Here is a 21,140-nt window from a genome sequence, read left to right on the forward strand (position 1 = left end):
GCCGGACGGCACAATTGGTTCCGGGAATTCGTGCGAAGTACGGTTAACAAATATGGACACCACCCCTGCTGATGCCCGCGTGATCGTGGTGGGCGCCATCAACGTCGACTTCGTGATCGCCACCCCCCGCCTACCCGGGCCCGGAGAGACCGTGGTCGGCCCCAGGGCGGATCGCCACGGCGGCGGCAAGGGCGCGAACGCCGCCGTCGCTGCCGCCCGGTCCGGGGCAACCGTGGAGTTGATCGGTGCGGCCGGATCGGACGACACCGGCGACGGTGCGTTGGCCGAGTTGCGGGACGACGGTGTCGACGTGGGGGCGGTGGTGCGGACCGACTCCCCGACCGGCGTCGCGCTGATCGTCGTGGATCAGGCCGGTGAGAACCAGATTGCCGTCGGCGCGGGCGCGAACTCCGAGCTGACCGCGGCGCAGGTGCGTGCTTCACTGACCGACCTGAGGCCCGGTGACTGCGTGCTGGTCAGTACCGAGATCGCCGGGGCCGCCGTGGTCGCTGCCGTCGAAACCGCTGCTGCGGCCGGTGCGCAGTGTGTGCTGAATCCGGCCCCACCGATACCGGAGATCGCGGATGCCATCCGGTACGGGCCCATCCTGACCCCCAATGCCGGGGAATGCCTCGAACTGGCGAGCATGGTCGGAAAGAACTCCGACACCGTCGAGGAGGCCGCGGCAGCGCTGTCAGAGGCCACGGGCGCCGCTGTTGTCGTGACGCTGGGCGCGGGCGGGGTGCTCGTCAAGATCCCGGGACAGGACTTCGAGACGATACCGGCGCGCACAGCGACGGTCCGCGACACCACCGGGGCGGGCGACACGTTCAACGGGGTGTTCGCGGCGCGACTCGCTGCGGGCGATACGACGAACGCAGCCGCCACGGTTGCGAATGTGGCGGCTGCGTTGTCGGTGTCGTACGTCGGCGCCCGCACAGGGATGCCGACGTGGGATCAGATCAGCGCAGCGTCTCGATGATCGCGCTGAAGTCCTTGGCGCCGTTTTCCTGCGCGAAGTCCGCATAGAGCGTTGCGGCATGCTCGCCGAGCGGCGCAGTGGAACCGGTGGACTCGACCGCCGCCATCGCCAGACCCAGATCCTTGTTCATCAGGGCCGTCGCGAAGCCCGGCTTGAACTCGTTGTTCGCCGGTGACGTCGGAACCGGTCCCGGAACCGGGCAGTTCGTGTGCACGGACCAGCAGTTGCCGGTGGCACCGGTGATGACGTCGAACAGCGCCTGCGCTTCCAGACCCAGCTTCTCGGCGAGTACGAAGGCTTCGCCGATTGCGATCTGCTGGACTGCGAGCACCATGTTGTTGCAGACCTTGGCGGCCTGTCCGCTGCCGGCGTCGCCGCAGTGGATGACCTTGCCCGCCATCGGTTCGAGCACGCCCTGCGCGGCGAGTAACGCCTCATCGGTGCCGCCGACCATGAATGCCAACGTGCCCGCGTCCGCGCCCTTGATCCCGCCCGAGACCGGCGCGTCGATCTGTGCGAAGCCGTGGTCGGCTGCCTGCTGGTTGATCTTGCGGGCATCGTCGACCGAGATGGTGGAGCTGTCGATCAGCAGCGCACCGGTCTTGGTGCCCGGCAGGATCTCCGCGTAGCAGTCCAGGACGGCCTTGCCGCTGGGCAACATCGTGATCACGACGTCGGCGTCGGCGACTGCTTCGATTCCGCCGGCGACCACGTTGACGCCGTTCGCCTCGGCGGCCGCGATCGCCGCCGCCGACAGGTCGTACCCGTGCACCGTATGGCCTGCATTGACGAGATTTTTGGCCATGGGTCCACCCATGTTCCCCAGACCCAGAAACGCGATCGTGCTCATATGTACTGCCCCTTACTCGACTTGTCCGCTTCTGCGCGGCCGATCACTACCCGCATGATCTCGTTGGTGCCCTCCAGTATTCGGTTCACGCGGAGGTCGCGGACGATTTTCTCCAGACCGTATTCCCGCAGATACCCGTATCCACCGTGCAACTGCAGCGCCTGATCGGCCACGTCGTAGCAGGTGTCGGTGACGTAGCGCTTGGCCATCGCACACAACTCGACCTTGTCGGGGTGCCCGGCGTCGAGCGCACTGGCCGCCTTCCACAGGATCAGCCGCGACGTCTCCAACGAGGTCGCCATGTCCGCCAGCGTGAACCTGATCGTCGGTTCGTCGATCAGCTTGCCGCCGAACGCTTCCCGATCCGACACGTAGCTGATGGCCTTGTTGTAGGCCGCCTGCGCGCCTCCCAGCGAACACGCCGCGATGTTGATGCGGCCGCCGTTGAGTCCGTTCATGGCGATACCGAAACCCTTGCCTTCTTCTCCACCGAGGAGATTGGCGGCGGGGACCCGGGCACCTTCCATGATGACCTGCGCGGTGGGCTGGGCATTCCAGCCCATCTTTGCCTCGTTCGCACCGAACGACAGCCCGGGGGTGTCGGACGGGACGATGAACGTGGAGATGCCGCGCGGCCCCTCGGCCCCGGTGCGCGCCATCATCACGTAGACGTCGGAGACGCCGCCGCCGGAGATGAACTGCTTCACCCCGTCGAGCACGTAGTCGTCCCCATCGCGAACCGCCTTGGTACGCAACGCCGCGGCATCACTACCCGCGGCCGGCTCGGTCAGGCAGTAGCTGGCGACGGCTTCCATCGACGCCATCTTCGACGCCCACGTGTTCCGTTGCTCTTCGGTCCCGTAGGAGTCGACCATCCACGTGCACATGTTGTGGATCGACAGGAACGCGGCGGTCGTGGGATCGGCCTTCGCCAGTTCCTCGAAGATGCGCACTCCGTCGATCCGGCGCAGACCGCTGCCCCCGACGTCTTCGCTGGTGTAGATCCCGGCCATGCCGAGCTCTGCAGCTTCCCGTAACTCCTCGACCGGGAAGTGCTTGCGCTCATCCCAGTCGAGTGAGAACGGCTCGATCCGCTTGCGCGCGAACGCCGCCGCGGTGTCGACGATGACCTTGTCATCGTCTGTCATCTCGAAAGACATTGACGAGTCTCAGTCCATGGTCGGGATGACGAACTCGGCGCCATCCTTGATACCCGAGGGCCACCGCGTCGTGATGGTCTTGACCTTGGTGTAGAACTGGATCGCTGCCGGTCCGTGCTGATTCAGATCGCCGAATCCGGAGCGCTTCCAGCCACCGAAGGTGTGGTAGGCCACCGGCACGGGGATGGGCACGTTCACGCCCACCATGCCGCACTGCACGCGGGCGGTGAAGTCGCGGGCGGCGTCGCCGTCCTGGGTGAAGATCGCGACACCGTTGCCGTATTCGTGCTCGGACGGAAGCGCCAGTGCCTCTTCGTAATCCGCGGCACGAACGACGCAGACCACCGGCCCGAAGATCTCGTCGGTGTAGATCGTCTGATCCTTCTTGACGTGATCGAAGAGGGTGGGCCCGATGAAGTAGCCCTCTTCCAGGCTCTGACCGTCGTAGGTCAGGTCGTCGGTCGCGCGCTCGCGGCCGTCGATGACCAGCTCGGCGCCGGCGTCCACACCCTGCTGGATGTAGTCCTTGACGCGTTCGAGAGCAGCCTTGCTGACGAGGGGGCCATAGTCGGCCTTGATGTCGAGGCTGTGGCCGACGCGCAGTGCGTTGACCTTGTCGACCAGCTTCTCGCGCAGGCGATTCGCTGTGGCCTCACCCACGGGCACGGCCACCGAGATCGCCATGCAGCGCTCGCCGGCACTGCCGTATCCGGCACCGATCAGTGCGTCGGCGACCTGATCGAGGTCGGCGTCCGGGAGGATGATCATGTGGTTCTTGGCGCCACCGAAGCACTGTGCGCGCTTACCGTTCGCGGCCGCGTTCGAGTAGATGTACTGCGCGATGTCGGAGCTGCCGACAAAGCCGTACGCCTGCACGTCGTCGTTGTTCAGCAGGGCGTCGACGGCTTCCTTGTCGCCGTGGATGACCTGGAACACGCCTGCGGGTAGTCCGGCCTCGAGGAACAACTCGGCCAGGCGCACAGGCACCGACGGGTCCCGCTCGGACGGCTTGAGGATGAACGCGTTTCCGGTTGCCAGCGCGGGGCCGGCCTTCCAGAGCGGGATCATGGCGGGGAAGTTGAACGGGGTGATGCCTGCGACCACACCGAGCGGCTGGCGAACCGAGTGCACGTCGATGCCGGTGCCGGCGCCTTCGGTGAACTCACCCTTCAGCAGGTGCGGGATGCCGATCGAGAATTCGATCACCTCGACGCCGCGCTGGATGTCGCCCTTGGCGTCGGGAACGGTCTTGCCGTGCTCCTTGGAGAGCAGCTCGGCGAGTTCGTCCATGTTCTCGCCGACGAGTGCAACGAACTTCATCATCACGCGAGCGCGACGCTGCGGGTTCCATGCAGCCCAGATCTTCTGCGCCTCGACTGCGCTGGCAACGGCGGCGTCGACCTCGGCCGTACTGGCCAGAGGAACTGTCGCCTGCACCTTGCCGGTGCTGGGGTCCATCACATCTGCGGTGCGCCCGCTGGTCCCGGCGACATGTGCGCCGTCCACGAAATGGTCGATTTGCCTGGTCATGGGGTCCTCACAAGTCATCTACGAGCGTGTTGTCCCCATCACCATATACTAGGACTTCCTAGTAATAAAGACCCCAGGCAGGCCCGGGACGACGAATGGCCCTGAAAACTGGCAATTAGCAGGCGCTCGAGGGCGCATACCCCTCGGAGCTCATCTATTTGTCAGTTTTCAGGGCCATCTCGGCCGAGTGGTGCCGGCTACCCCGTCTTGCGGCGGAAGCTCTGCTGGCCGCTCTCCGGCCCGTGCTGCCCGGCAGCCTTCGACGTCGCATCCTTGTGATCGGACGTCGGCTGGCCCTTCTGCTTCTTGCGCTCGAGTGCCTCGCGGAACTTTCGTTTGGTCTCGTCGTCTGCAGCCATGTCGTACCCCTTCACATGCGGTTGGTGGTGATGAGCGTATCCAGCGGCGACAACCGATGTCAGCTGGTTTTTGCCGTCTCCGCAATCATTGCCCGACCAGGCGGGAACGTCACCATCGGTCAGGTCTGCATGGGTCGGTGGTTGGTGGTTCGCTCGACCGTCCCGTCGGCGTTGAAGTACTGCCACTGTCCGGTCTTCTTGCCGCCGACCCGGTCACCCCGGTCGATCAGGTTGCCCTCCGGACTCCAGCGCTCCCAGAGCCCGCTCTTCTGGCCTTTGTCGAATGAACCCTTCTGCAACAGGCCTCCGCCCGCTCGATACCAAACACACGTCCCGTCGAGTTCGCCGTCGTGATAGTTCGATTCGGAGCGGAGCGTCCCATCGCGGAAATAGTGGCGCCACAGACCTTCTCGACGGTCCCGGCGGTACGTCCCGGTCGCCTCACCGCCGTGGGGATCGGACTCGCGCCACAGACCGGTCTTACGACCCTGCGCATCCGTGGCATTGGCGGGCTGTTCGGCCTGGTCGTCTGTCATTGGCCAAGGTTACCGAGCGCCGGATCGCGACTGTGATATGCGGCAACTGTTCGCTAAAATCGCGGGTCGGTGCGACTTGCCCGCTGGTCGAATCAGGTGAACCATTAGGGTACCCTTAGTCGCCCCTGATCTACGTGGAGAGAGAATTAGATGTCTGTGGTGATCCTGTACGGCAGCGAGACCGGAACCGCCGAACTGGTTTCTGATGCGATCTCCGACGTGCTGTCGCAGCAACACGACGTGTCGATGTACGACATGTCCGACTTTGCCGTCGAGGACCTCTCGTCCGACGATTTCTACGTCGTCGTGTGTTCCACCTACGGCGAGGGCGAGTTGCCCACCGGCGCAGAGCCGTTCGCCGAAGGTCTGGACGACGAGAAGCCGGAGCTCGACGGCGTGCGGTTCGCCACCTTCGGACTGGGCGACAGCGTGTACGACGACACCTTCAACCGCGGCGGCGAGATCATCGCCGAGAAACTCGTGGATCTGGGCGCTTCGCAGGTCGGAGAGCACGGACGGCACGATGCGTCGTCGAAGGTCGCCGCGAAGGTGCAGGCAGCAGAGTGGGCAGCCGAGATCTCGAAGGTCATCAGTCCCGCCAACCACTGACTTCTCGGCTCCGGCGCCTCCGGCGGTAGACCACTACTACCCTCGAAATCATGACGACGATCACTGCCCTCGACGACTTGGTGTCAGCTCTGCCCACCGGAGTGGTGATCACCGACCCCGACATCGTCGCGTCTTATCGGCAGGATCGCGCGTTCGACCCGGATGCCGGTACCGCCACGGCGGTGGTTCGCGCCACCAGCACCGCAGATGTCCAGGCGACCGTTCGCTGGTGCGCCGCCAACAACATCCCGATCATCCCCCGCGGTGCGGGCACCGGACTGTCGGGCGGGGCCACCGCGGTCGACGGCGGCATCGTGCTCACCACCGAGAAGATGCGCGACATCACCGTCGACCCGATCACGCGGTCCGCGATCTGCCAGCCGGGCCTGCTCAACGCCGAGGTGAAGGCGGCTGTGAAAGAGCGCGGCCTCTGGTATCCACCCGACCCGTCATCCTTCGAGATCTGCTCGATCGGCGGCAACGCTGCCACCAACGCGGGCGGGCTGTGCTGCGTCAAGTATGGAGTCACCAGCGATTACGTCCTCGGCATGGAGGTGGTGCTCGCCGACGGCCGTGCCGTACGTCTCGGCGGTGCGCGCCTGAAAGACACCGCAGGGCTCTCGCTGACCAAACTCTTCGTCGGCAGTGAGGGCACGCTCGGGATCATCACCGAGGTCACCCTGCGCCTGCTGCCTCCGCAGGCGGCAGCTTCGACCGTGGTCGGGTCGTTCGCATCCGTCCACGCTGCTTCGAAGGCAGTCCTCGAGATCACCTCCACGATCCGCCCGGCGATGCTCGAGTTCATGGACAAGGTCGCGATCAACGCTGTCGAGGACCAGCTCAAGATGGGCCTCGACCGCAGCGCCGGGGCACTGCTCGTCGCGCAGTCCGACGCACCCGGCGCGGCGGCCGCCGCCGAGGTCGAGATCATCGAAGCGGCCTTCACACGCTGCGGAGCGACCGAGGTGTTCGCCACCGACGATCCCGACGAGGGCGAAGCGTTCACCGCGGCCCGTCGGTACGCGATCCCGGCCATCGAGAAGATCGGCCCGCTGCTCCTCGAGGACGTCGGCGTGCCGCTGCACAAACTCCCCGACCTCATCGACGGGATCGAGGCGATCGCCGCCAACCGCGACGTGCTGATCTCTGTCATCGCGCACGCCGGCGACGGCAACACGCATCCGCTGATCGTCCACGATCCGAACGACGCCGACGAGACCGCACGCGCCAACCTCGCGTTCGGAGAGGTGATGGATCTCGCGATCGCACTGGGAGGCACCATCACCGGCGAGCACGGGGTCGGCAGGCTCAAGAAGGGCTGGTTGCCCGACCAGCTCGGGGCCGACGTCATCGAACTCACCCAACGCATCAAGAACACCCTCGACCCGCAGGGCATCCTCAACCCGGGCACGATGCTGTAGGGCCTCATGATGTTCCGGGCCGCGGACGACGTTGCATCAGTTGATCGACACCGACGGGAACCGCTGACATTCAATCGAATTCAACTGCTGGCTCACCCCACGCACGCTGGGTAATTTCCTTGACGACCGACAAGACGTCGGAGAACAACTCGTCCGAGGTGAATCCCGTGTCCGCCATCCGTTCCGCCCGCACCGTCGCCACCATCCTGGGGGTGGGCGCCCTCGGGCTGGGTCTGCTCACCGCCTGTTCCGACAGCTCAGACGACGCTTCACCGGCGACGCCGGAGAGTCAGGCTTCGACGACCTCCGAGGAGGCGCAGGACTCGCCCGCGATGCAGTAGTGCAGCCGAGAGGCCCCGACCGGGCCGCTGGCCGTCCCCACGACATCGACCGAGTACACCTCCGGCGAGGCCGCCTACTCGGTGACCCTTTCCGACGGCACCGAGAAATGCGTTGTGGTCGAGTCTGATTCGAGCGGCGGAGACTTCGACTCGACCGACAAGGAGATCGACATCCGCTTCGGCGACACCTCCGCGGGATTGCTCATCACGATCGATGGCGAAAAGGAGGGCAACCTGCCGACCGAGGTCCCCCAACAGGTCGACGACGCCTTCATGGGCATGCAGGTCGACGGTGGCTATTTCGCCGACAGCATGCACAGTGGCTGTGAGGTCACGTTGACCGGGCTCGACGACGAGATGATTGCCGGGGAGTTCACCTGCACCGATGTCACGCTGTTCGAAGACGGTCCCTTCAGCCTCGGCAGCGAGACGACCACCACGCCACTGCCCGAGGACACCACCATCACCGAAGCCAAGGGCTGGTTCGTGTTGCGCGCCTGAACTTGCGTGCCCGACCTGCCCGATCATGGGTCAGTCCAGCGACTCCAGCAACTGCAGCCAGACCTCGCTGACGGTCGGGTACGAGGGCACCGCATGCCGCAGGACGCTGGTGGGCACTTTGCCGACGATCGCGATGGTCGCGGCATGCACCAGCTCATCGACCTCGGGACCCACAAAGGTCGCTCCGACGATCGTGTCGGTGGCCTTGTCGATGACCAGTCGGGCCCGGCCCTGGGCATCGTCACGGAGCAACCCGAATCCGGCGACGCCGGACAACTCCACGTCGGCGATCGTGATGTCGAGGCCTTTGTCCCCGGCCTCCTTCTTCGTCAGCCCGACACTGGCGACCTGCGGGTCGGTGAAGACCACCTGGGGAACCGGGACGTCATCAGGGACAACGGGTTCGGGTCTGCCTTCGGCGCGAGCTGCGATCAGATGCCCGACCTTGCGGGCCTGGTACTTGCCCCAGTGGGTCAGCGCCGGGCCGCCGGAGGCGTCGCCGACCGCATACAGCCAGGACGCGCCCTCGTCGACGGCGTCGAGTCCGACGCCATCGCGGGCCGGGCGACGCCCGGTGGCGACGAGGACCTCGTCAGCGGTGAACTCCTCGCCGCCGGCGACCACGGTCACCTGATCGCCATGGATGCGGCCGATCCCGGTGTCATCGGCGACCGGACGCCGCACCTCGGTCACATCGACCTTCTGTCGGACCTCGATTCCGCTGTCAGCCAGCGCCTTTGCCACCAACTTCCCGGCGAAGGGTTCGGATTTACCGAGGAGTGTCCCTCGCGAGAGCAGCGTCACGGCGCTACCGAGCGCAGACATCCAGGTCGCGGCCTCGCACGCGACCACCCCGCCGCCGACGACGATGAGCGACGCCGGGATCTCTCGCACCCCGGTGGCGTCGCGCGACGACCACGGCTGGGTGCCGGCGAAGACATCGGGGATCACCGGGGTACTACCGGTGGCCACGATGACCGCCTGCCGAGCGCGGATCGTACGGCCGGTGCCACCGTTGTCGACGACGACGGTCTTCTCCCCCGTGATCACACCGTGGCCCCGGATGACGTCGATGCCGATGCCGCCCGCCCACTTCACCTGGCCGCCGTCCTCGTACTGCTTCACCCAGGCGTCGCGTCGCCGCAGGAGTTCTTCGGGCAGTAGTTTCTTCGCGACCTTGATCCCGTCGAGATTGCGGGCGCCGGCATGGACTTCGATGGGCCGGAGCAGCGCCTTGCTCGGCATGCATGCCCAGTAGGAGCACTCCCCGCCGAGCAGTTCGTGTTCGATGATCGCGGCGGTCCGGTCCGATCCGGCGATGGCGTATTGGGCGGCGACCTCGCCTGCCGGCCCCCCACCGATCACGAGTACGTCGTACTCGTCCCCCGATTTCTCATCATCGAGTCCTGCGATTTCTTCTCTCGGCGTCGACGCGCTTGCAGCAGCCATCACCCCACCCTGCCATTGCCGGTGAGGAGGTTCCAGTCTTGCGGGCTATGACTTTTCAGGTGTTAGGTTTTCCGGTTCGAACTTGTGGGGTGTGCGGATCGCGGAATGTCGGGCCAGCTCGATCACCGCGACGACCATGACCGCGAGGACCACACAGACGATTCCGGCCTCCCACATCGTGACGTAGATCCGTTCGGACAGCAGCGCGATGCCCAGGACCATCGCGACGGCCGGTTCCATCACCGTCATGGCGGGGAACGAGGTCTGCAGATCCCCGGATCCGAAACCGCGCTGCTGCGCATAGATCCCCGCTCCGATGACCACCACCAGCAGATAGATCTCCGGTTGCACCACCACGGTCGCCGAGTTCTCGACCCCCTGATTGATGACGGTCTTGATGAGGAGCGCCGAGATCCCGAACAGCGCGCCCGCGGTGAGCCCGTAGAAGAGAGCCCGGAAATGGCTGGTGCAACTCTCGGCCGCGACGACCAGCCCGATGAGGCAGATGAGGACCGCGGCAATCGTCACCACGGAGACGAATTGCCCTGGCCTGTGGTCGGATGAGCGCGGGGAGGCCAAGCAGAGGAACAACGCGACGCAGGCCGTGAGGGCGCCACCCCAGGCCCATTCGATCCGAGTCGGGCGTCGGTGGTCGAACCAGGCTTCCAGGGGCAGTGCGAACAGCACCGCGAGGACGAGCAGCGGTTGCACCAGCAAGATCGACCCGAGACCGAGCGCCGCCGCCTGGACACCGAACCCGGACACGGCCAGACCGGCTCCGAGCCACCAGCCAGGCGTGATGGCCCCGCTGGCCGCGGACGCGCGTTGCCGCAGGACGGTTCCGATTGCGATGAGGCAGGCGGCGGCAACCGCGAGCACCGCCGGGACGATGGTGTGCATTGGGTCGCTAGTGGTCCGTCGGCCCCATGGCACTGCCCCCTGGTGCGGGCGCGGGTCTCTTCATGACCTCGAACTCGGTCTCACGCTCGGCGGCATGCCTGGCCAAGACGAACACCGCCCGCAGCATGAACACCAGCGAGATGCCCGCGATGACCCCTTCGATCCAGTAGACGTCGACCCGCTCGCCGAGCAGCACCACGCCGAGCGACATCGCCACAGCAGGCTCCCAGACGGTCATCGCAGGGAACGACGTCTGCAGGTCGTGCGCCGCGAAGGCCAATTGCTGCGTGACAACGGAGGCACTCGCCACCAGCACGATCAGATAGATCTCTGGGTGGACCAGAATCTCGACGAAGCCGTCACCGAGCTGGGTCACCACACCTTTGAGGAGGAACGCCTGGACGCCGGTCAGCAAACCGGATGCCGAGCCGAACAGCAACGCGCGATGGTGCGGGGACACCAGCCTGGCCGCGATCACCAGTCCCGCGAGTACCGCGATGACCACGACGATCGTGCCGGCGAGAACACCTGCCGACACGTTGTGTTTGCCGGGACTGGGCGCGGCGATCACCACGAACGCGGCGATGCAGATCGTCAGGATGATGCCCCACTTCCACTCGTGGAAGTTCAGGCGGCGATGGTCGAGGTAGGCCTCCATCGGCAAGGCGAACAGCACCGACAAGACGATCAGCGGTTGCACCAGGAGCAAGGAACCGAACCCGAGCGCGACGGCCTGCAGAGCAAATCCGGCGGCAGCGATGAGAACACCCAGCCACCACCGTTTGGTGATGCCCCCCGACGAAGTCGACGATCGTTGACGCACGAGTGTTCCACAGGCGACGAGCAGCGCTGACAGCGTCGCCAGTAGCGCTGGGAGGAACAAGTGCACTCAGGCGACGATACTTGGATGTCCTTGGAGAAACCTGGCTGTCGCCGGGCCGTGTGAGCGAATAGGCGGTGGCGGGAGGGCGAAAACCCGGCATTGGGTACTCGTGCCCTGGCGCGCACCGCGGCGATGCCGCGATAATCAACACTGCCCTGCTCGCACGACGAAAGTTGTTGCATATGACGTTGGCCGATTACACCGACTCCGAACTCGAACTCGATCTGCGGTGGTGGGCCGCGGCAAACTATCTGACGGTCGCCCAGATCTATCTGCAGGACAATGTGTTGCTCCGCGAACCACTCGCTGTCGAGCACATCAAGCCACGATTGTTGGGCCACTGGGGCACGAGCCCCGGATTGTCGATGATCTACACGTTGCTCAACCGGCACATCCGCGACACCGGGACCAAGTGGCTCTACGTGACCGGTCCGGGCCACGGCGGACCGGCACTGGTCGCCGCGACATATCTCGAAGGCACCTACAGCGAGGTCTATCCGCACATCTCCGGTGACTCGGCGGGGCTCAAGGCCCTGTGCCGGCAGTTCTCGACGCCCGGCGGCATCCCGAGTCACGTCAGTGTGCAGACCCCCGGTTCGATCCACGAGGGTGGCGAACTCGGTTACGCCCTCATCCACGCGGCGGGTGCCGCTTTCGACAATCCCGAACTGGTCGTCGCCTGCGTCGTCGGGGACGGTGAGGCGGAGACCGGACCGCTGTCGGGATCGTGGAAGATCCCGGCGTTCCTCAACCCCGCCCGTGACGGTGCCGTCCTGCCGATCCTGCATCTCAACGGCGCGAAGATCGCGAGCCCGACGGTCCTCGGCCGCACGAGTGACCGCGACATCGAGTCGTACCTGTCGGGTCAGGGATGGGCACCGATCTTCGTGGAGGGCGATGACCCGAACGAGGTCTTCCCCGCCCTGGCGGCCGCGCTCACTGCGGCCCACCAGAAGATCGCGGACATTCAGGGCGCAGCCCGTGCCGGTGAATCGATTGGCGAGAAGTGGCCGGCGATCGTGCTGCGGACGCCCAAGGGCTGGACCGGACCCCACGAAGTCGACGGCAAGCTGATCGAAGGCACCCATTGGAGTCATCAGGTTCCGCTGTCCGGGGTGCGCGAGAACCCGGAGCACCTGACGCTGCTCGAGGAGTGGCTGCAGAAGTATCGGCCCGACGACCTCTTCGACGACAACGGCACCTTCTCCAAGGAACTCGCCGAGCTTGCCCCGGACGGCGATCTGCGGATGGGGTCGACGCCGTACGCCAACGGCGGCCGCAATCTGGTGCCGCTGAAGATCCCGGCGCTGGAGTCGTACGCGCTCGAGATCGAGGCCCCTGGCGCGCTGGCGTATGAGACGACGAAGGTCCTCGGCGAACTCATGCGCGACATCTACAAACAGAACTCGGACGACCTGCACGGCGGCAACTTCCGGTTGTTCTCCCCGGACGAGACCGCGTCGAACCGGCTGCAGGCCGTCTTCGAGGTGACAGACCGGTGCTGGCAACTGCCGCGTACCGAGAACGACGACGGCCTGTCACCCGAAGGCCGGGTCATGGAGGTCCTCAGTGAGCACCTCTGTCAGGGCTGGCTCGAGGGATATCTCCTGACCGGCCGCCACGGCATGTTCGCCACATACGAGGCGTTCGCGATGGTCAGTGTCTCGATGCTGGTGCAGCACGCGAAATGGCTGCAGCACGCGGTCGCATTGCCGTGGCGCGAACCCGTCGCCTCCCTGAACGTGCTCCTCACCAGCACCTGCTGGCGCAACGACCACAACGGGTTCAGCCATCAGGGTCCTGGCATGATCGACGCCGTCATCCCGCTCTCGCCCGAGGTGGTCAGGGTCTGGCTGCCGCCGGACTCCAACACGCTGCTCTCGGTCGCCGACCACTGCTTCCGAAGTCGCGATCACGTGAATGTGCTTGTGGTGGACAAGCAATCGCATCCTCAGTACCTGACCCTCGAACAGGCCAACGAGCACTGTGCCGCGGGGGTGTCGATCTGGGAGTGGGCCGGAACGGAGAACCCGACCCCGGTGGGCGCCGAGGAGGAGCCCGACATCGTGCTCGCCGCGGCGGGCGACGTCCCGACAGAGGAGACTCTTGCGGCAGCACATCTGTTGCGGGAGTGGGTGCCGTGGTTGCGGGTCCGCGTCGTCAACGTCGTGGATCTGATGGTGCTGTTGCCGCAGAACGATCACCCACACGGGCTGCCCGAGCTGCAGTTCGTCGATCTGTTCACCGCCGACACCGATGTCGTCTTCGCTTTCCACGGCTATCCCCGCGCCGTACACCAGCAGTTGCACGGACGCACCAATCCCGAGCGTTTCCATGTGCGCGGGTTCAGCGAACAGGGCACCACCACAACCGCTTTCGACATGGTGGTCCTCAACAAGATGAGCCGCTACCACCTGGTGCTCGAAGCACTGCGACGCAGCAGACGAGTGCCCGAGAAGAGCGGCGAACTGGCCGAGTTCTGCCAGTCGCAACTGCGCAGGCATCACGACTACGTCCGGGAACACTTCGAGGACATGCCGGAGATCCGAGAGTGGAAGTGGTCCTAGCGGCACCGGGTCTGATCCCGACGACGGCCGCCCGACCACCAATGGTCGGGTTCGCCGCGAAACCAGATCCGCCGGTGCTCGGCGCGTCTGCTGGTCCTCGCCCTCCAGGTCAGGCACTCTGGGTCAGGTGAGTGGTCTTACCGCATCGGCACAGTCGGCGCTGGCTGACGACCTGGAGCGACTGATGACGCTGCGCCGCGACCAGATCGAATGGGCGTGCGCCGACTCCACAGCACTGATCGAGCTCGTCGGCTTCGGCATGGACGAGGTGGTGGAGCTCCGCGAGCTCGCCGAACACGAATGGGATCGCGGCAACGCCGAGATCGCGCAGCATCTGGAGCAGGAAGCGTCGGCCTGGGGCCATACCGTCCGACTACTGCGCGCAGCCCTTGCCGCTGCGGGTATCGAGGAGCACACCGGACGGCACCGGCGCGCATCGTGACCTCCGGCCACTGATGGATCTGCTCCGACATCTGAGGTTCTTTGTTGCCGTCGCCGATGAAGGGCATTTCGGTAACGCCGCGGTCAGGTTGGAGATGACTCAGCCTCCGGTCTCGCAGGGTCTGCGCCGGCTGGAGCGCCATCTGGGGGTCGACCTGATCCGCCGTGCGCCGCAGGGTGCCGAACTGACCGCGGCCGGGCGCGAACTGCTGCCCCGTGCGAGAGTCCTGATCGACGACGCCGACCGATTCACCGGCGAGGCACGTCGCCTGCGCGAGCACGCAGACGTGCTGCGGTGCGGGCTCCCGCCTGACCTCGATCCGTCGATCGCAGCACAGTGTGCGGCGGCACTTGCCGGTCTCGGCTCCGACCGGCGGCATCGGATCAGTGTGGCGCCCGTGGTCGATCTCGTCGACGATGTACGCAAGGGGTTACTCGACCTCGCGATAGTCGAACACCCCTGCGTGCGTGATGGTCTCGAGAGCGGTCCGGTGGCTCGGATCGATCGCACCTTCCTGGTGCCCGCCGGTCATCCGGTCGCGGCGGCGAAGCGGCCGACTGTTCGTATGTTGCAGGGATTGGCGTTGGCGCACTCGCCGCGCGCCGCGAATCCACCCGCATTCGATCTACTGGTCGACACCCTCCACGTCCGGGGTCTGGACCCGGCGATACTGCCGGTGCGGGCGCCGGGCGAGTTGGTGGCTGCCGTGGCCGGCGGCGAAGCGTTCGCCGTGGCGCCGGCACCGGGGCACCTGGGCCTCGTCACGGGAATCGAGACGGTCTCGATGATTTCCGACGACGTGCCACTGCGGTTGTTGGTGATTCGCCGACCCGAGGCGCCGAGGCCACCGATCGACATCCTCGAATCGGCATTGTGGAAGCTTTCCCGATGACGGTCGGACATCCTGGCAGCGCGGTCGGGCAACGGCTTCGGGAGATCTTCGCTGACGCCGGGTGCGCCGCCTGGCTGCACGCCCGCACCATCGGGCGCACGCCGGAACGCGAGTTCGGTTGGTACGCCGATGACCCTGTGGTGATGGCATCGGTGTACAAACTCCCGTTGCTTGCGGCCCTGTGCGTACGCGCCGACCGCCGCGACATCAACCTGCGCGACACGGTCACGGTCGATCCCAGAGAGTGCGCGGAAGGACCGACAGGCATTGCCACCCTGCATGATCCGATCACCTTGAGCTGGCGCGACCTGGCCGTGCAGATGATGGTCGTCTCCGACAACGCAGCAGCTGATGTAATCCTCGCAGAGGTCGGACTCGGCGGTGTTCGCGAAATCCTGGACGGTGCGGGATTGCACTCCACACATGTGGTCGCCGGTATGGCGCAGGTACAGCAGCAGCTTCTTTCCGACACCGGGTCGAGTACTGTCGCCGAGGCCTTCGCTGCGCTCGCCGACGTCGACCGGACCGGAACGATCAGCGCCTACGATCCCGCCTTGACCGGCGCCACCACCGCTCGGGAGGCAACCTGCCTACTCGATCTGATCTGGACCGATCGCGTCGCCTCGGCCGGCAGTTGCGACTTCATCCGGACCACGATGCGCAAACAGGCGTGGAAGCAGCGGATCTCATCTGGATTCCCGCTCGGAATCGCCACGGTGGCAGGCAAGACCGGGACCCTCGGAGCGATTCGCAACGAGGTCGCCGTCGTCGAATACCCGGGCGAACACCCGGTCGCCGTCGCCGTGTTCACCCATGCCGCGCGATCGGAGCTGTCGCTACCGACGGTGGAAGCGGCGATCGGTCAGGCAGCGCGCGTCGCTGTGAACGAGGTGCGCAGCGCGAAGGGCTGAGACGGACTTTGCGCCCTGTGCAGGTCGTCTCAGCTGTGCCGATAGCGAAACGCTATCGGCAGTCAGGGTGTCGTCGGTTGTCCCGGACGAGGCGCGCTGGTTGAGTTCGCGAGCGATGAGAAACGTCGAGCGCACTCGGTTCCCGACAACCGTTCTGCTGATGGTCCTGGCGCTGCTGGGCACAGGTTGCGCCGCGCTGGGTGATGACCCGAAGGACCCCTTCGGTGCTTTCGCCTCGGCGCTGACCTCCGGCGACGCGAACAAGGCAGCCGAACACACCACTGATCCTGCGGCGGCGGACGAGGCGATCAGCGACATGTTCACCTACCTCGGCGAATCCGCCGAGGTACGGGTGAGCGCCCGGGACGTGGACGACGACAACGGTGCAGGACAGCTGACGATGTCCTGGACGCTCGGTGAGGGCAGAGAACTCGAATACCAGACCAGCGGGCGCGCCGTCGACACCGACGACGGATGGCGCCTCGAATGGTCCCCGACCCTGCTGCACGACAACCTCGCGGCGGGAACGCACTTCCAGTACTCGGACGACAGGAATCTGCTGACCCCCGTGGTCGACCGCGGCGGCGCAGACCTGATGACCTGGCAGACCGTCGGTGTGATCACCCTTCGCCGAGCGGACCTGCCGGAGGGATCAGCCGCGCTCGCCCCTGTTCTCGCCGCCATCGATCCCGCCATCACAGACGCATCGATCCGAACTGCGGCCACGCAGCAGCAGGGCGACACCATCGCCGTCGCGACCTTGCGCGAACGCGACCTCGACCGAGTGCGGACGCGCCTCGAGTCGATCAAAGGCGTTACCGTCGAGGAGCAGGGAAAGCTCCTCACCGCCGACAGGGCGTTGAAGTCGCCTGTGTTCGCCGGTGTCGACGAGGCCTGGAACGACCGCGTCTCGCAAGGTGCCGGCTGGTCTGTCAGCATCGTCGACACCGACGGGAATCCCGTTGACCAGCTCACCTCGGTTGCGGCGCAGCCCACCGACCCGCTACAGCTGACCCTGGACCGGCGACTGCAACTGCTGGCCCAGCAGGCCGTTGCGGCACAGAGCAAACCGGCCGTGTTCGTGGCGATGTCCACGTCCACCGGAGGACTACTCGCGGTGGCACAGAACGGCGCCGCAGACCGTGATGGCGCCATCGCCCTCAGTGGTCTCTACCCGCCCGGCTCGACCTTCAAGACGATCACCACCGCGGCAGCGCTGTCGTCGGGCACCGCTACGCCCGACACCGTCCTGCCCTGCCCCGGCCGCGCCACCATCGAGGGCCGGACCATACCCAACGAGGACGACTTCGACCTCGGCAAGGTCCCCCTGTCGACGGCGTTCGCCCGGTCCTGCAACACCACGATGGCCGCGCTGTCGAACCGGCTCGGTCCGGATGCACTCCCGGCCGCGGCGCAGCAGTTGGGCATCGGCGTGGATTTCGTGGTCCCGGGGATCGTCACCGTGACCGGGGCGGTGCCCAGTGCGGACAGTCCGGCTCTACGGGTGGAGAACGGTATCGGGCAGGGCAGCGTCACGGCGTCACCATTCGGGATGGCCGTGGCCGAGGCCAGTCTGGGGCACGGCTCCATGGTGTTGCCGAGCCTGATCGTCGGCGAGCAGACCACGGCGGACAAGACGCCGGAACCTCTTGATCCACGGGTGGTCGGCCAGTTGCGGGCGATGATGCGGCAAACGGTCACCTCGGGAACCGCGAGCGCACTCGGAGACATCGGTGGTCTCGGCGGCAAGACCGGGACCGCCGAGTACGGCGACAACGGCGATGCGCACGGATGGTTCCCGGCATCTCCGGTGACATCGCCTTCGCATCCCTCGTCGTCGGGGGCGGCAGCTCGCAGCCGGCCGTCGAAGTCGCCGGCGACTTCCTCCGAACGACAGACGACGGTTAGGCCGGCACTTCCGTTCGCGGAGATCCCGATCGCGATGCTTGGTGGCGATGCTTTGGTGGCGTCACCGGCGTACGACTACCGTCGAAGCTGTGACGAGGACACTGATCTTGATGCGGCACGGCAAGTCCGGTTACCCGGACGGGGTCCGCGACCACGAGCGCCCGTTGGCCGAACGCGGACGGCGCGAAGCGGCCCTCGCCGGCCGTTGGATCGCTGACGCCGGCCTCACCGTCGACCACGTGCTGTGCTCGACCTCGACCCGCACCCGGCAGACTCTGGAACGCACGGGCATCGCTGCGCCGGCGACCTACGTCGACGACATCTATGGCGGGCATCCCGACCACATCCTCGAGGCGATCCGGTTGCACGCACCGTCGCAGGCGCAGACGCTGCTCGTCGTCGGACACGAGCCCGGAATGCCTGCCACGGCACTGACGCTTGACCCGGAAGGGCAGATCGAACGATTTCCGACATCGGCATACGCCGTGGTCGACACCGAAACACCCTGGGACCAGCTAGGTCTTGCCCCCGACCCGACAGCTCGGCTGGTTCAGATGGTGATTCCGCGGGAGCCCTGACGCCTCTCCCCCACCCGAATTTGCGTCTTCCCCATGTTATTTCCAGTGGGCCGCGCAAAAACAGGTGGGCGGTGTGATCGAGTCGACCCGAGAGGAACCGCGCGAAAAAGGCCACACGATCGCCGCTGCAGGCCCCAGAATGTCCAGAGTCAGACGGTTTTGGCCATACTGGACAAAACTCCCAATGCCGGCCCAGGAGACAGCAATGAAGCTTCCCGCATCAAAGATCGACGTGAAGACCATGGCCATACTGCTCGGGGCAGGACGCGCGGGGCTCGGCCTCGGCTACATGTTCGCCCCCAAGACGACCGCCCAGGGTGTGATCGGCACCGAGGCCGCACTGCCCGGCGCGAAGCTGACCAACAAGATGTTCGGCGCCCGCGAGGTCTACCTCGGTGGCGTGGTCATCGCGGCCGCGCAGGCGCAGGAGAATCCGCTGCTCAAGAAACTCCTGCTGTCGGGCGCAGGCGTCGACGCCTGGGACGCCACCGCCGCACTGACCACCGGCGGCATCCCGAAACTGCCGAAGTACGCACTGACCGCCGTGGCCGTGAGCTACGCCGCGCTCGGGGTCTACATCGCCGCGCAGATCCCCGACAAGACCTGATGACCGAGCGAAGCGATACCTCGACAGCCCAGCGCAGCGAGATCTCGACGGCCCGGCGCGGCAAAGCCCTCTTCGTGGTCCACGACACCGACACCGACCGCGGTATCGCCGACACCGGGACGCTCCGCGGCCACGTGGCAGACCGCGGCTACGAGGTCCAGATCGTGCACCCCTCCGGCGAACTCCCTGACGTCAGCGGTTTCGACTTCGCCGTCGTCATGGGCTCATCGGAGTCGGCATACGACGATTCCGTGCCCTGGCTCGCCGCGGAATTGACCTACCTGCGGGCCGCGCTGGCGGCGAACGTGCCGATCTTCGGTGTGTGTTTCGGCGGACAACTCCTGAGTCGGGTGCTGGGCGGCACCGTGAAGCGCTCCGACCACCCTGAACACGGGTACGTGACGGTCAACAGCGTGGCGCCCGAGCTGGTGTCGAACGGGCCCTGGATGCAAATGCATTTCGACCGCTTCTCGCTCCCTCCGGGTGCCCGCGAGATCGCCCGCAACGGAGCTGCGCTGCAAGCGTTCACGTTCGGCCGCAACCTCGCCGTGCAGTTCCATCCGGAGATCTCCCCCGCGGTGTGGGCAACCTGGCAGGCCAGCTGGGCGGTGAGTCGCGAGGGGCAACTGGTCGTCGAGCGCGGTATCGATCTTCAGAAGATCACCGCCGAGATCACCGCGCGCGCAGAGGAATCGCACCGCAACTGCGGGATCCTGCTCGATGCCTTCCTGAAGCTCGTTCACGCACCCGTGTAGGGCGGCACCGCCAGGCACGGCACCGGGCGAGGATGCTGCGGGTCGAGTGCGTTGAGGACCATCGCCTCCGTCCGCTGGTTCGCGACGATCGACAGATGATCGGAACGATCGAGCGAACACGTGTCCTGCACAACGATGTTCGTGACGTCGATGCCGACGGGACCCGCCAGGATGCCGCTGGTGTACGGCGTCACGAGCTGGTCGTAGCGGGTGGCGATGTTGGTGTACGTGATGCCCTCGACGTATGGACCGTTCGGGGCGTCGATGGCGGCGGCGAAGTCGTCATCATTCGGGGCCGCAACGCAATCTGGGCAGTCGGTCTGCGGAACCGCAGCCGGCGGCAGTCCGAGCGCGTCGGCGAACATCGCGATGAGGTCGGAACGACCCTGACCGTCACCGTCAGATCCCTGCCAGAACGGCGCCAGCGACACGTACTTGTCGATGTGGTGGGCGCCTCCGTAGTACTTCGCCCAGTAGGTCGGGATCTGGGTACCCTGCGAATGACCCACGATGTCAACCTTTTCCGCGCCGGTTTTGGCGAGAACGTTGTCGACGAAGAGTTTGAGCTGCCAGGCACTGATGGTCTTGTCACCGAGTCCGCCGATCCGCGAGAGAGGCCACTGCGGTGACAGCTCCCCGTAGGTCAGCGCAAAGACGCAATAGCCCTCGTTCTTGAGCGCAGGCACCAGCGAGATCCAGTTCGTCTGCTGCGAACCCGCGGTCCCGTGCACCAGGACGACCGGATTGGGATGCGCCGGCGACGGCTTACAGCTGTAGTCGTTGGAGCCGGGAAGGGATCCACCCGGGTTCGCGAGTTCAGCGGGGATCCCGGCGAGGAAGTTGTGGTCGACCGGCAGCGCCGCGGCGGTCGCAGCGGGCGCGAAACCCATTCCGATGACCAGTGCCAGAGCGGCCGCCACCACACCTGATCGCTTCGTCCACCTCATGCTGATTCCTCT

At 66.0% G+C, this 21,140-nt stretch carries 22 protein-coding genes; 13 read left to right on the forward strand and 9 right to left on the reverse strand.

Annotation, left to right across the window (positions count from 1 at the left end):
* Window positions 1-52 precede the first annotated feature (52 nt).
* A complete protein-coding gene (locus tag BFL43_RS16605; protein WP_084893610.1) occupies window positions 53-982 on the forward strand; it encodes a PfkB family carbohydrate kinase in 930 nt (309 codons plus the stop codon).
* On the opposite strand, the gene mmsB is transcribed toward BFL43_RS16605, so the two are convergent.
* From mmsB to BFL43_RS16625, 5 genes are all read right to left on the reverse strand, one after another.
* Entirely contained in the window at window positions 963-1,832 is an 870-nt protein-coding gene (gene mmsB / locus BFL43_RS16610) for a 3-hydroxyisobutyrate dehydrogenase (RefSeq protein WP_084893611.1), read from the reverse strand. The genes BFL43_RS16605 and mmsB overlap by 20 nt on opposite strands.
* The gene (locus BFL43_RS16615) at window positions 1,829-2,980 is read right to left on the reverse strand and encodes an acyl-CoA dehydrogenase family protein (protein WP_240498309.1); all 1,152 of its coding nucleotides are present in this window, start codon (window positions 2,978-2,980) and stop codon (window positions 1,829-1,831) included. Before BFL43_RS16615 ends, mmsB begins: the two co-directional genes overlap by 4 nt.
* A gap of 21 nt (window positions 2,981-3,001) precedes the next feature.
* A complete protein-coding gene (locus BFL43_RS16620) occupies window positions 3,002-4,522 on the reverse strand; it encodes a CoA-acylating methylmalonate-semialdehyde dehydrogenase (protein ID WP_084893613.1) in 1,521 nt (506 codons plus the stop codon).
* Between the two features lie 197 nt (window positions 4,523-4,719).
* The gene (locus tag BFL43_RS29025) at window positions 4,720-4,881 is read right to left on the reverse strand and encodes a DUF5302 domain-containing protein (RefSeq protein WP_168176664.1); all 162 of its coding nucleotides are present in this window, start codon (window positions 4,879-4,881) and stop codon (window positions 4,720-4,722) included.
* A gap of 119 nt (window positions 4,882-5,000) precedes the next feature.
* Window positions 5,001-5,417, reverse strand: a complete 417-nt coding sequence (locus BFL43_RS16625; RefSeq protein WP_084893614.1) for a hypothetical protein — start codon at window positions 5,415-5,417, stop codon at window positions 5,001-5,003.
* Window positions 5,418-5,567: 150 nt separating this feature from the next.
* Between BFL43_RS16625 and BFL43_RS16630 the strand changes: the two genes are divergently transcribed.
* From BFL43_RS16630 to BFL43_RS16645, 4 genes are all read left to right on the forward strand, one after another.
* Window positions 5,568-6,026, forward strand: coding sequence for a flavodoxin domain-containing protein (locus tag BFL43_RS16630; RefSeq protein WP_084893615.1), 459 nt, complete (start codon window positions 5,568-5,570; stop codon window positions 6,024-6,026).
* Window positions 6,027-6,076: 50 nt separating this feature from the next.
* Window positions 6,077-7,447 (forward strand): FAD-linked oxidase C-terminal domain-containing protein, encoded by a 1,371-nt coding sequence (locus BFL43_RS16635; RefSeq protein WP_084893616.1) that lies wholly within the window; start codon window positions 6,077-6,079, stop codon window positions 7,445-7,447.
* A 119-nt stretch (window positions 7,448-7,566) separates the two neighbouring features.
* Entirely contained in the window at window positions 7,567-7,788 is a 222-nt protein-coding gene (locus BFL43_RS16640; protein WP_084893617.1) for a hypothetical protein, read from the forward strand.
* 81 nt (window positions 7,789-7,869) lie between these two features.
* Window positions 7,870-8,289, forward strand: a complete 420-nt coding sequence (locus BFL43_RS16645; RefSeq protein WP_084893618.1) for a hypothetical protein — start codon at window positions 7,870-7,872, stop codon at window positions 8,287-8,289.
* Between the two features lie 30 nt (window positions 8,290-8,319).
* On the opposite strand, the gene BFL43_RS16650 is transcribed toward BFL43_RS16645, so the two are convergent.
* The 3 genes from BFL43_RS16650 to BFL43_RS16660 are packed head-to-tail and all read right to left on the reverse strand — an operon-like array spanning window position 8,320 to window position 11,527.
* The gene (locus BFL43_RS16650; RefSeq protein WP_084893619.1) at window positions 8,320-9,738 is read right to left on the reverse strand and encodes an NAD(P)/FAD-dependent oxidoreductase; all 1,419 of its coding nucleotides are present in this window, start codon (window positions 9,736-9,738) and stop codon (window positions 8,320-8,322) included.
* Window positions 9,739-9,783: 45 nt separating this feature from the next.
* Window positions 9,784-10,638: a DMT family transporter gene (locus BFL43_RS16655; protein WP_084893620.1), complete on the reverse strand. Its 855-nt coding sequence runs from the start codon at window positions 10,636-10,638 to the stop codon at window positions 9,784-9,786.
* Window positions 10,639-10,645: 7 nt separating this feature from the next.
* The gene (locus tag BFL43_RS16660) at window positions 10,646-11,527 is read right to left on the reverse strand and encodes a DMT family transporter (RefSeq protein ID WP_084893621.1); all 882 of its coding nucleotides are present in this window, start codon (window positions 11,525-11,527) and stop codon (window positions 10,646-10,648) included.
* Between the two features lie 176 nt (window positions 11,528-11,703).
* On the opposite strand from BFL43_RS16660, the gene BFL43_RS16665 reads away from it, so the two are divergent.
* The 8 genes from BFL43_RS16665 (at window position 11,704) to BFL43_RS29035 (ending at window position 20,181) form a co-directional block, all read left to right on the forward strand.
* Window positions 11,704-14,088, forward strand: a complete 2,385-nt coding sequence (locus tag BFL43_RS16665) for a phosphoketolase family protein (RefSeq protein WP_084893622.1) — start codon at window positions 11,704-11,706, stop codon at window positions 14,086-14,088.
* A gap of 127 nt (window positions 14,089-14,215) precedes the next feature.
* Entirely contained in the window at window positions 14,216-14,530 is a 315-nt protein-coding gene (locus BFL43_RS16670; protein ID WP_240498310.1) for a hypothetical protein, read from the forward strand.
* A 13-nt stretch (window positions 14,531-14,543) separates the two neighbouring features.
* Window positions 14,544-15,422: a LysR family transcriptional regulator gene (locus BFL43_RS16675; RefSeq protein WP_084893623.1), complete on the forward strand. Its 879-nt coding sequence runs from the start codon at window positions 14,544-14,546 to the stop codon at window positions 15,420-15,422.
* A complete protein-coding gene (locus BFL43_RS16680) occupies window positions 15,419-16,333 on the forward strand; it encodes a serine hydrolase (protein ID WP_084893624.1) in 915 nt (304 codons plus the stop codon). Before BFL43_RS16675 ends, BFL43_RS16680 begins: the two co-directional genes overlap by 4 nt.
* 115 nt (window positions 16,334-16,448) lie before the next feature.
* Complete coding sequence (locus BFL43_RS16685; RefSeq protein WP_346425975.1) at window positions 16,449-18,458, forward strand: penicillin-binding transpeptidase domain-containing protein; 2,010 nt, start codon at window positions 16,449-16,451, stop codon at window positions 18,456-18,458.
* Window positions 18,352-18,819, forward strand: a complete 468-nt coding sequence (locus tag BFL43_RS16690) for a histidine phosphatase family protein (protein WP_346425976.1) — start codon at window positions 18,352-18,354, stop codon at window positions 18,817-18,819. The genes BFL43_RS16685 and BFL43_RS16690 overlap by 107 nt, the downstream gene beginning before the upstream one ends.
* Before the next feature lie 205 nt (window positions 18,820-19,024).
* Window positions 19,025-19,426 carry a hypothetical protein gene (locus BFL43_RS29030; protein ID WP_110468274.1) on the forward strand — a complete coding sequence of 134 codons (402 nt, stop codon included), beginning with the start codon at window positions 19,025-19,027 and terminating at the stop codon, window positions 19,424-19,426.
* Window positions 19,426-20,181 (forward strand): type 1 glutamine amidotransferase, encoded by a 756-nt coding sequence (locus tag BFL43_RS29035; RefSeq protein WP_168176665.1) that lies wholly within the window; start codon window positions 19,426-19,428, stop codon window positions 20,179-20,181. Before BFL43_RS29030 ends, BFL43_RS29035 begins: the two co-directional genes overlap by 1 nt.
* Here the strand turns inward: BFL43_RS29035 and BFL43_RS16700 are convergent.
* The gene (locus tag BFL43_RS16700; RefSeq protein WP_084893627.1) at window positions 20,166-21,128 is read right to left on the reverse strand and encodes an alpha/beta fold hydrolase; all 963 of its coding nucleotides are present in this window, start codon (window positions 21,126-21,128) and stop codon (window positions 20,166-20,168) included. The genes BFL43_RS29035 and BFL43_RS16700 overlap by 16 nt on opposite strands.
* Window positions 21,129-21,140: the final 12 nt, after the last annotated feature.

Origin of the sequence: Williamsia sp. 1135 (genome assembly GCF_002095395.1) — a bacterium.
Classification (GTDB): domain Bacteria; phylum Actinomycetota; class Actinomycetes; order Mycobacteriales; family Mycobacteriaceae; genus Williamsia.

Coding starts and splice junctions, on each gene's coding strand:
- BFL43_RS16605 (WP_084893610.1), top strand. CDS start 53: ATGGACACCACCCCTGCTGATGCCCGCGTGATCGTGGTGGGCGCCATC.
- mmsB (WP_084893611.1), bottom strand. CDS start 1,832: ATGAGCACGATCGCGTTTCTGGGTCTGGGGAACATGGGTGGACCCATG.
- BFL43_RS16615 (WP_240498309.1), bottom strand. CDS start 2,980: ATGACAGACGATGACAAGGTCATCGTCGACACCGCGGCGGCGTTCGCG.
- BFL43_RS16620 (WP_084893613.1), bottom strand. CDS start 4,522: ATGACCAGGCAAATCGACCATTTCGTGGACGGCGCACATGTCGCCGGG.
- BFL43_RS29025 (WP_168176664.1), bottom strand. CDS start 4,881: ATGGCTGCAGACGACGAGACCAAACGAAAGTTCCGCGAGGCACTCGAG.
- BFL43_RS16625 (WP_084893614.1), bottom strand. CDS start 5,417: ATGACAGACGACCAGGCCGAACAGCCCGCCAATGCCACGGATGCGCAG.
- BFL43_RS16630 (WP_084893615.1), top strand. CDS start 5,568: ATGTCTGTGGTGATCCTGTACGGCAGCGAGACCGGAACCGCCGAACTG.
- BFL43_RS16635 (WP_084893616.1), top strand. CDS start 6,077: ATGACGACGATCACTGCCCTCGACGACTTGGTGTCAGCTCTGCCCACC.
- BFL43_RS16650 (WP_084893619.1), bottom strand. CDS start 9,738: ATGGCTGCTGCAAGCGCGTCGACGCCGAGAGAAGAAATCGCAGGACTC.
- BFL43_RS16655 (WP_084893620.1), bottom strand. CDS start 10,638: ATGCACACCATCGTCCCGGCGGTGCTCGCGGTTGCCGCCGCCTGCCTC.
- BFL43_RS16665 (WP_084893622.1), top strand. CDS start 11,704: ATGACGTTGGCCGATTACACCGACTCCGAACTCGAACTCGATCTGCGG.
- BFL43_RS16675 (WP_084893623.1), top strand. CDS start 14,544: ATGGATCTGCTCCGACATCTGAGGTTCTTTGTTGCCGTCGCCGATGAA.
- BFL43_RS16680 (WP_084893624.1), top strand. CDS start 15,419: ATGACGGTCGGACATCCTGGCAGCGCGGTCGGGCAACGGCTTCGGGAG.
- BFL43_RS16685 (WP_346425975.1), top strand. CDS start 16,449: ATGAGAAACGTCGAGCGCACTCGGTTCCCGACAACCGTTCTGCTGATG.
- BFL43_RS16690 (WP_346425976.1), top strand. CDS start 18,352: ATGCGGCACGGCAAGTCCGGTTACCCGGACGGGGTCCGCGACCACGAG.
- BFL43_RS29030 (WP_110468274.1), top strand. CDS start 19,025: ATGAAGCTTCCCGCATCAAAGATCGACGTGAAGACCATGGCCATACTG.
- BFL43_RS29035 (WP_168176665.1), top strand. CDS start 19,426: ATGACCGAGCGAAGCGATACCTCGACAGCCCAGCGCAGCGAGATCTCG.
- BFL43_RS16700 (WP_084893627.1), bottom strand. CDS start 21,128: ATGAGGTGGACGAAGCGATCAGGTGTGGTGGCGGCCGCTCTGGCACTG.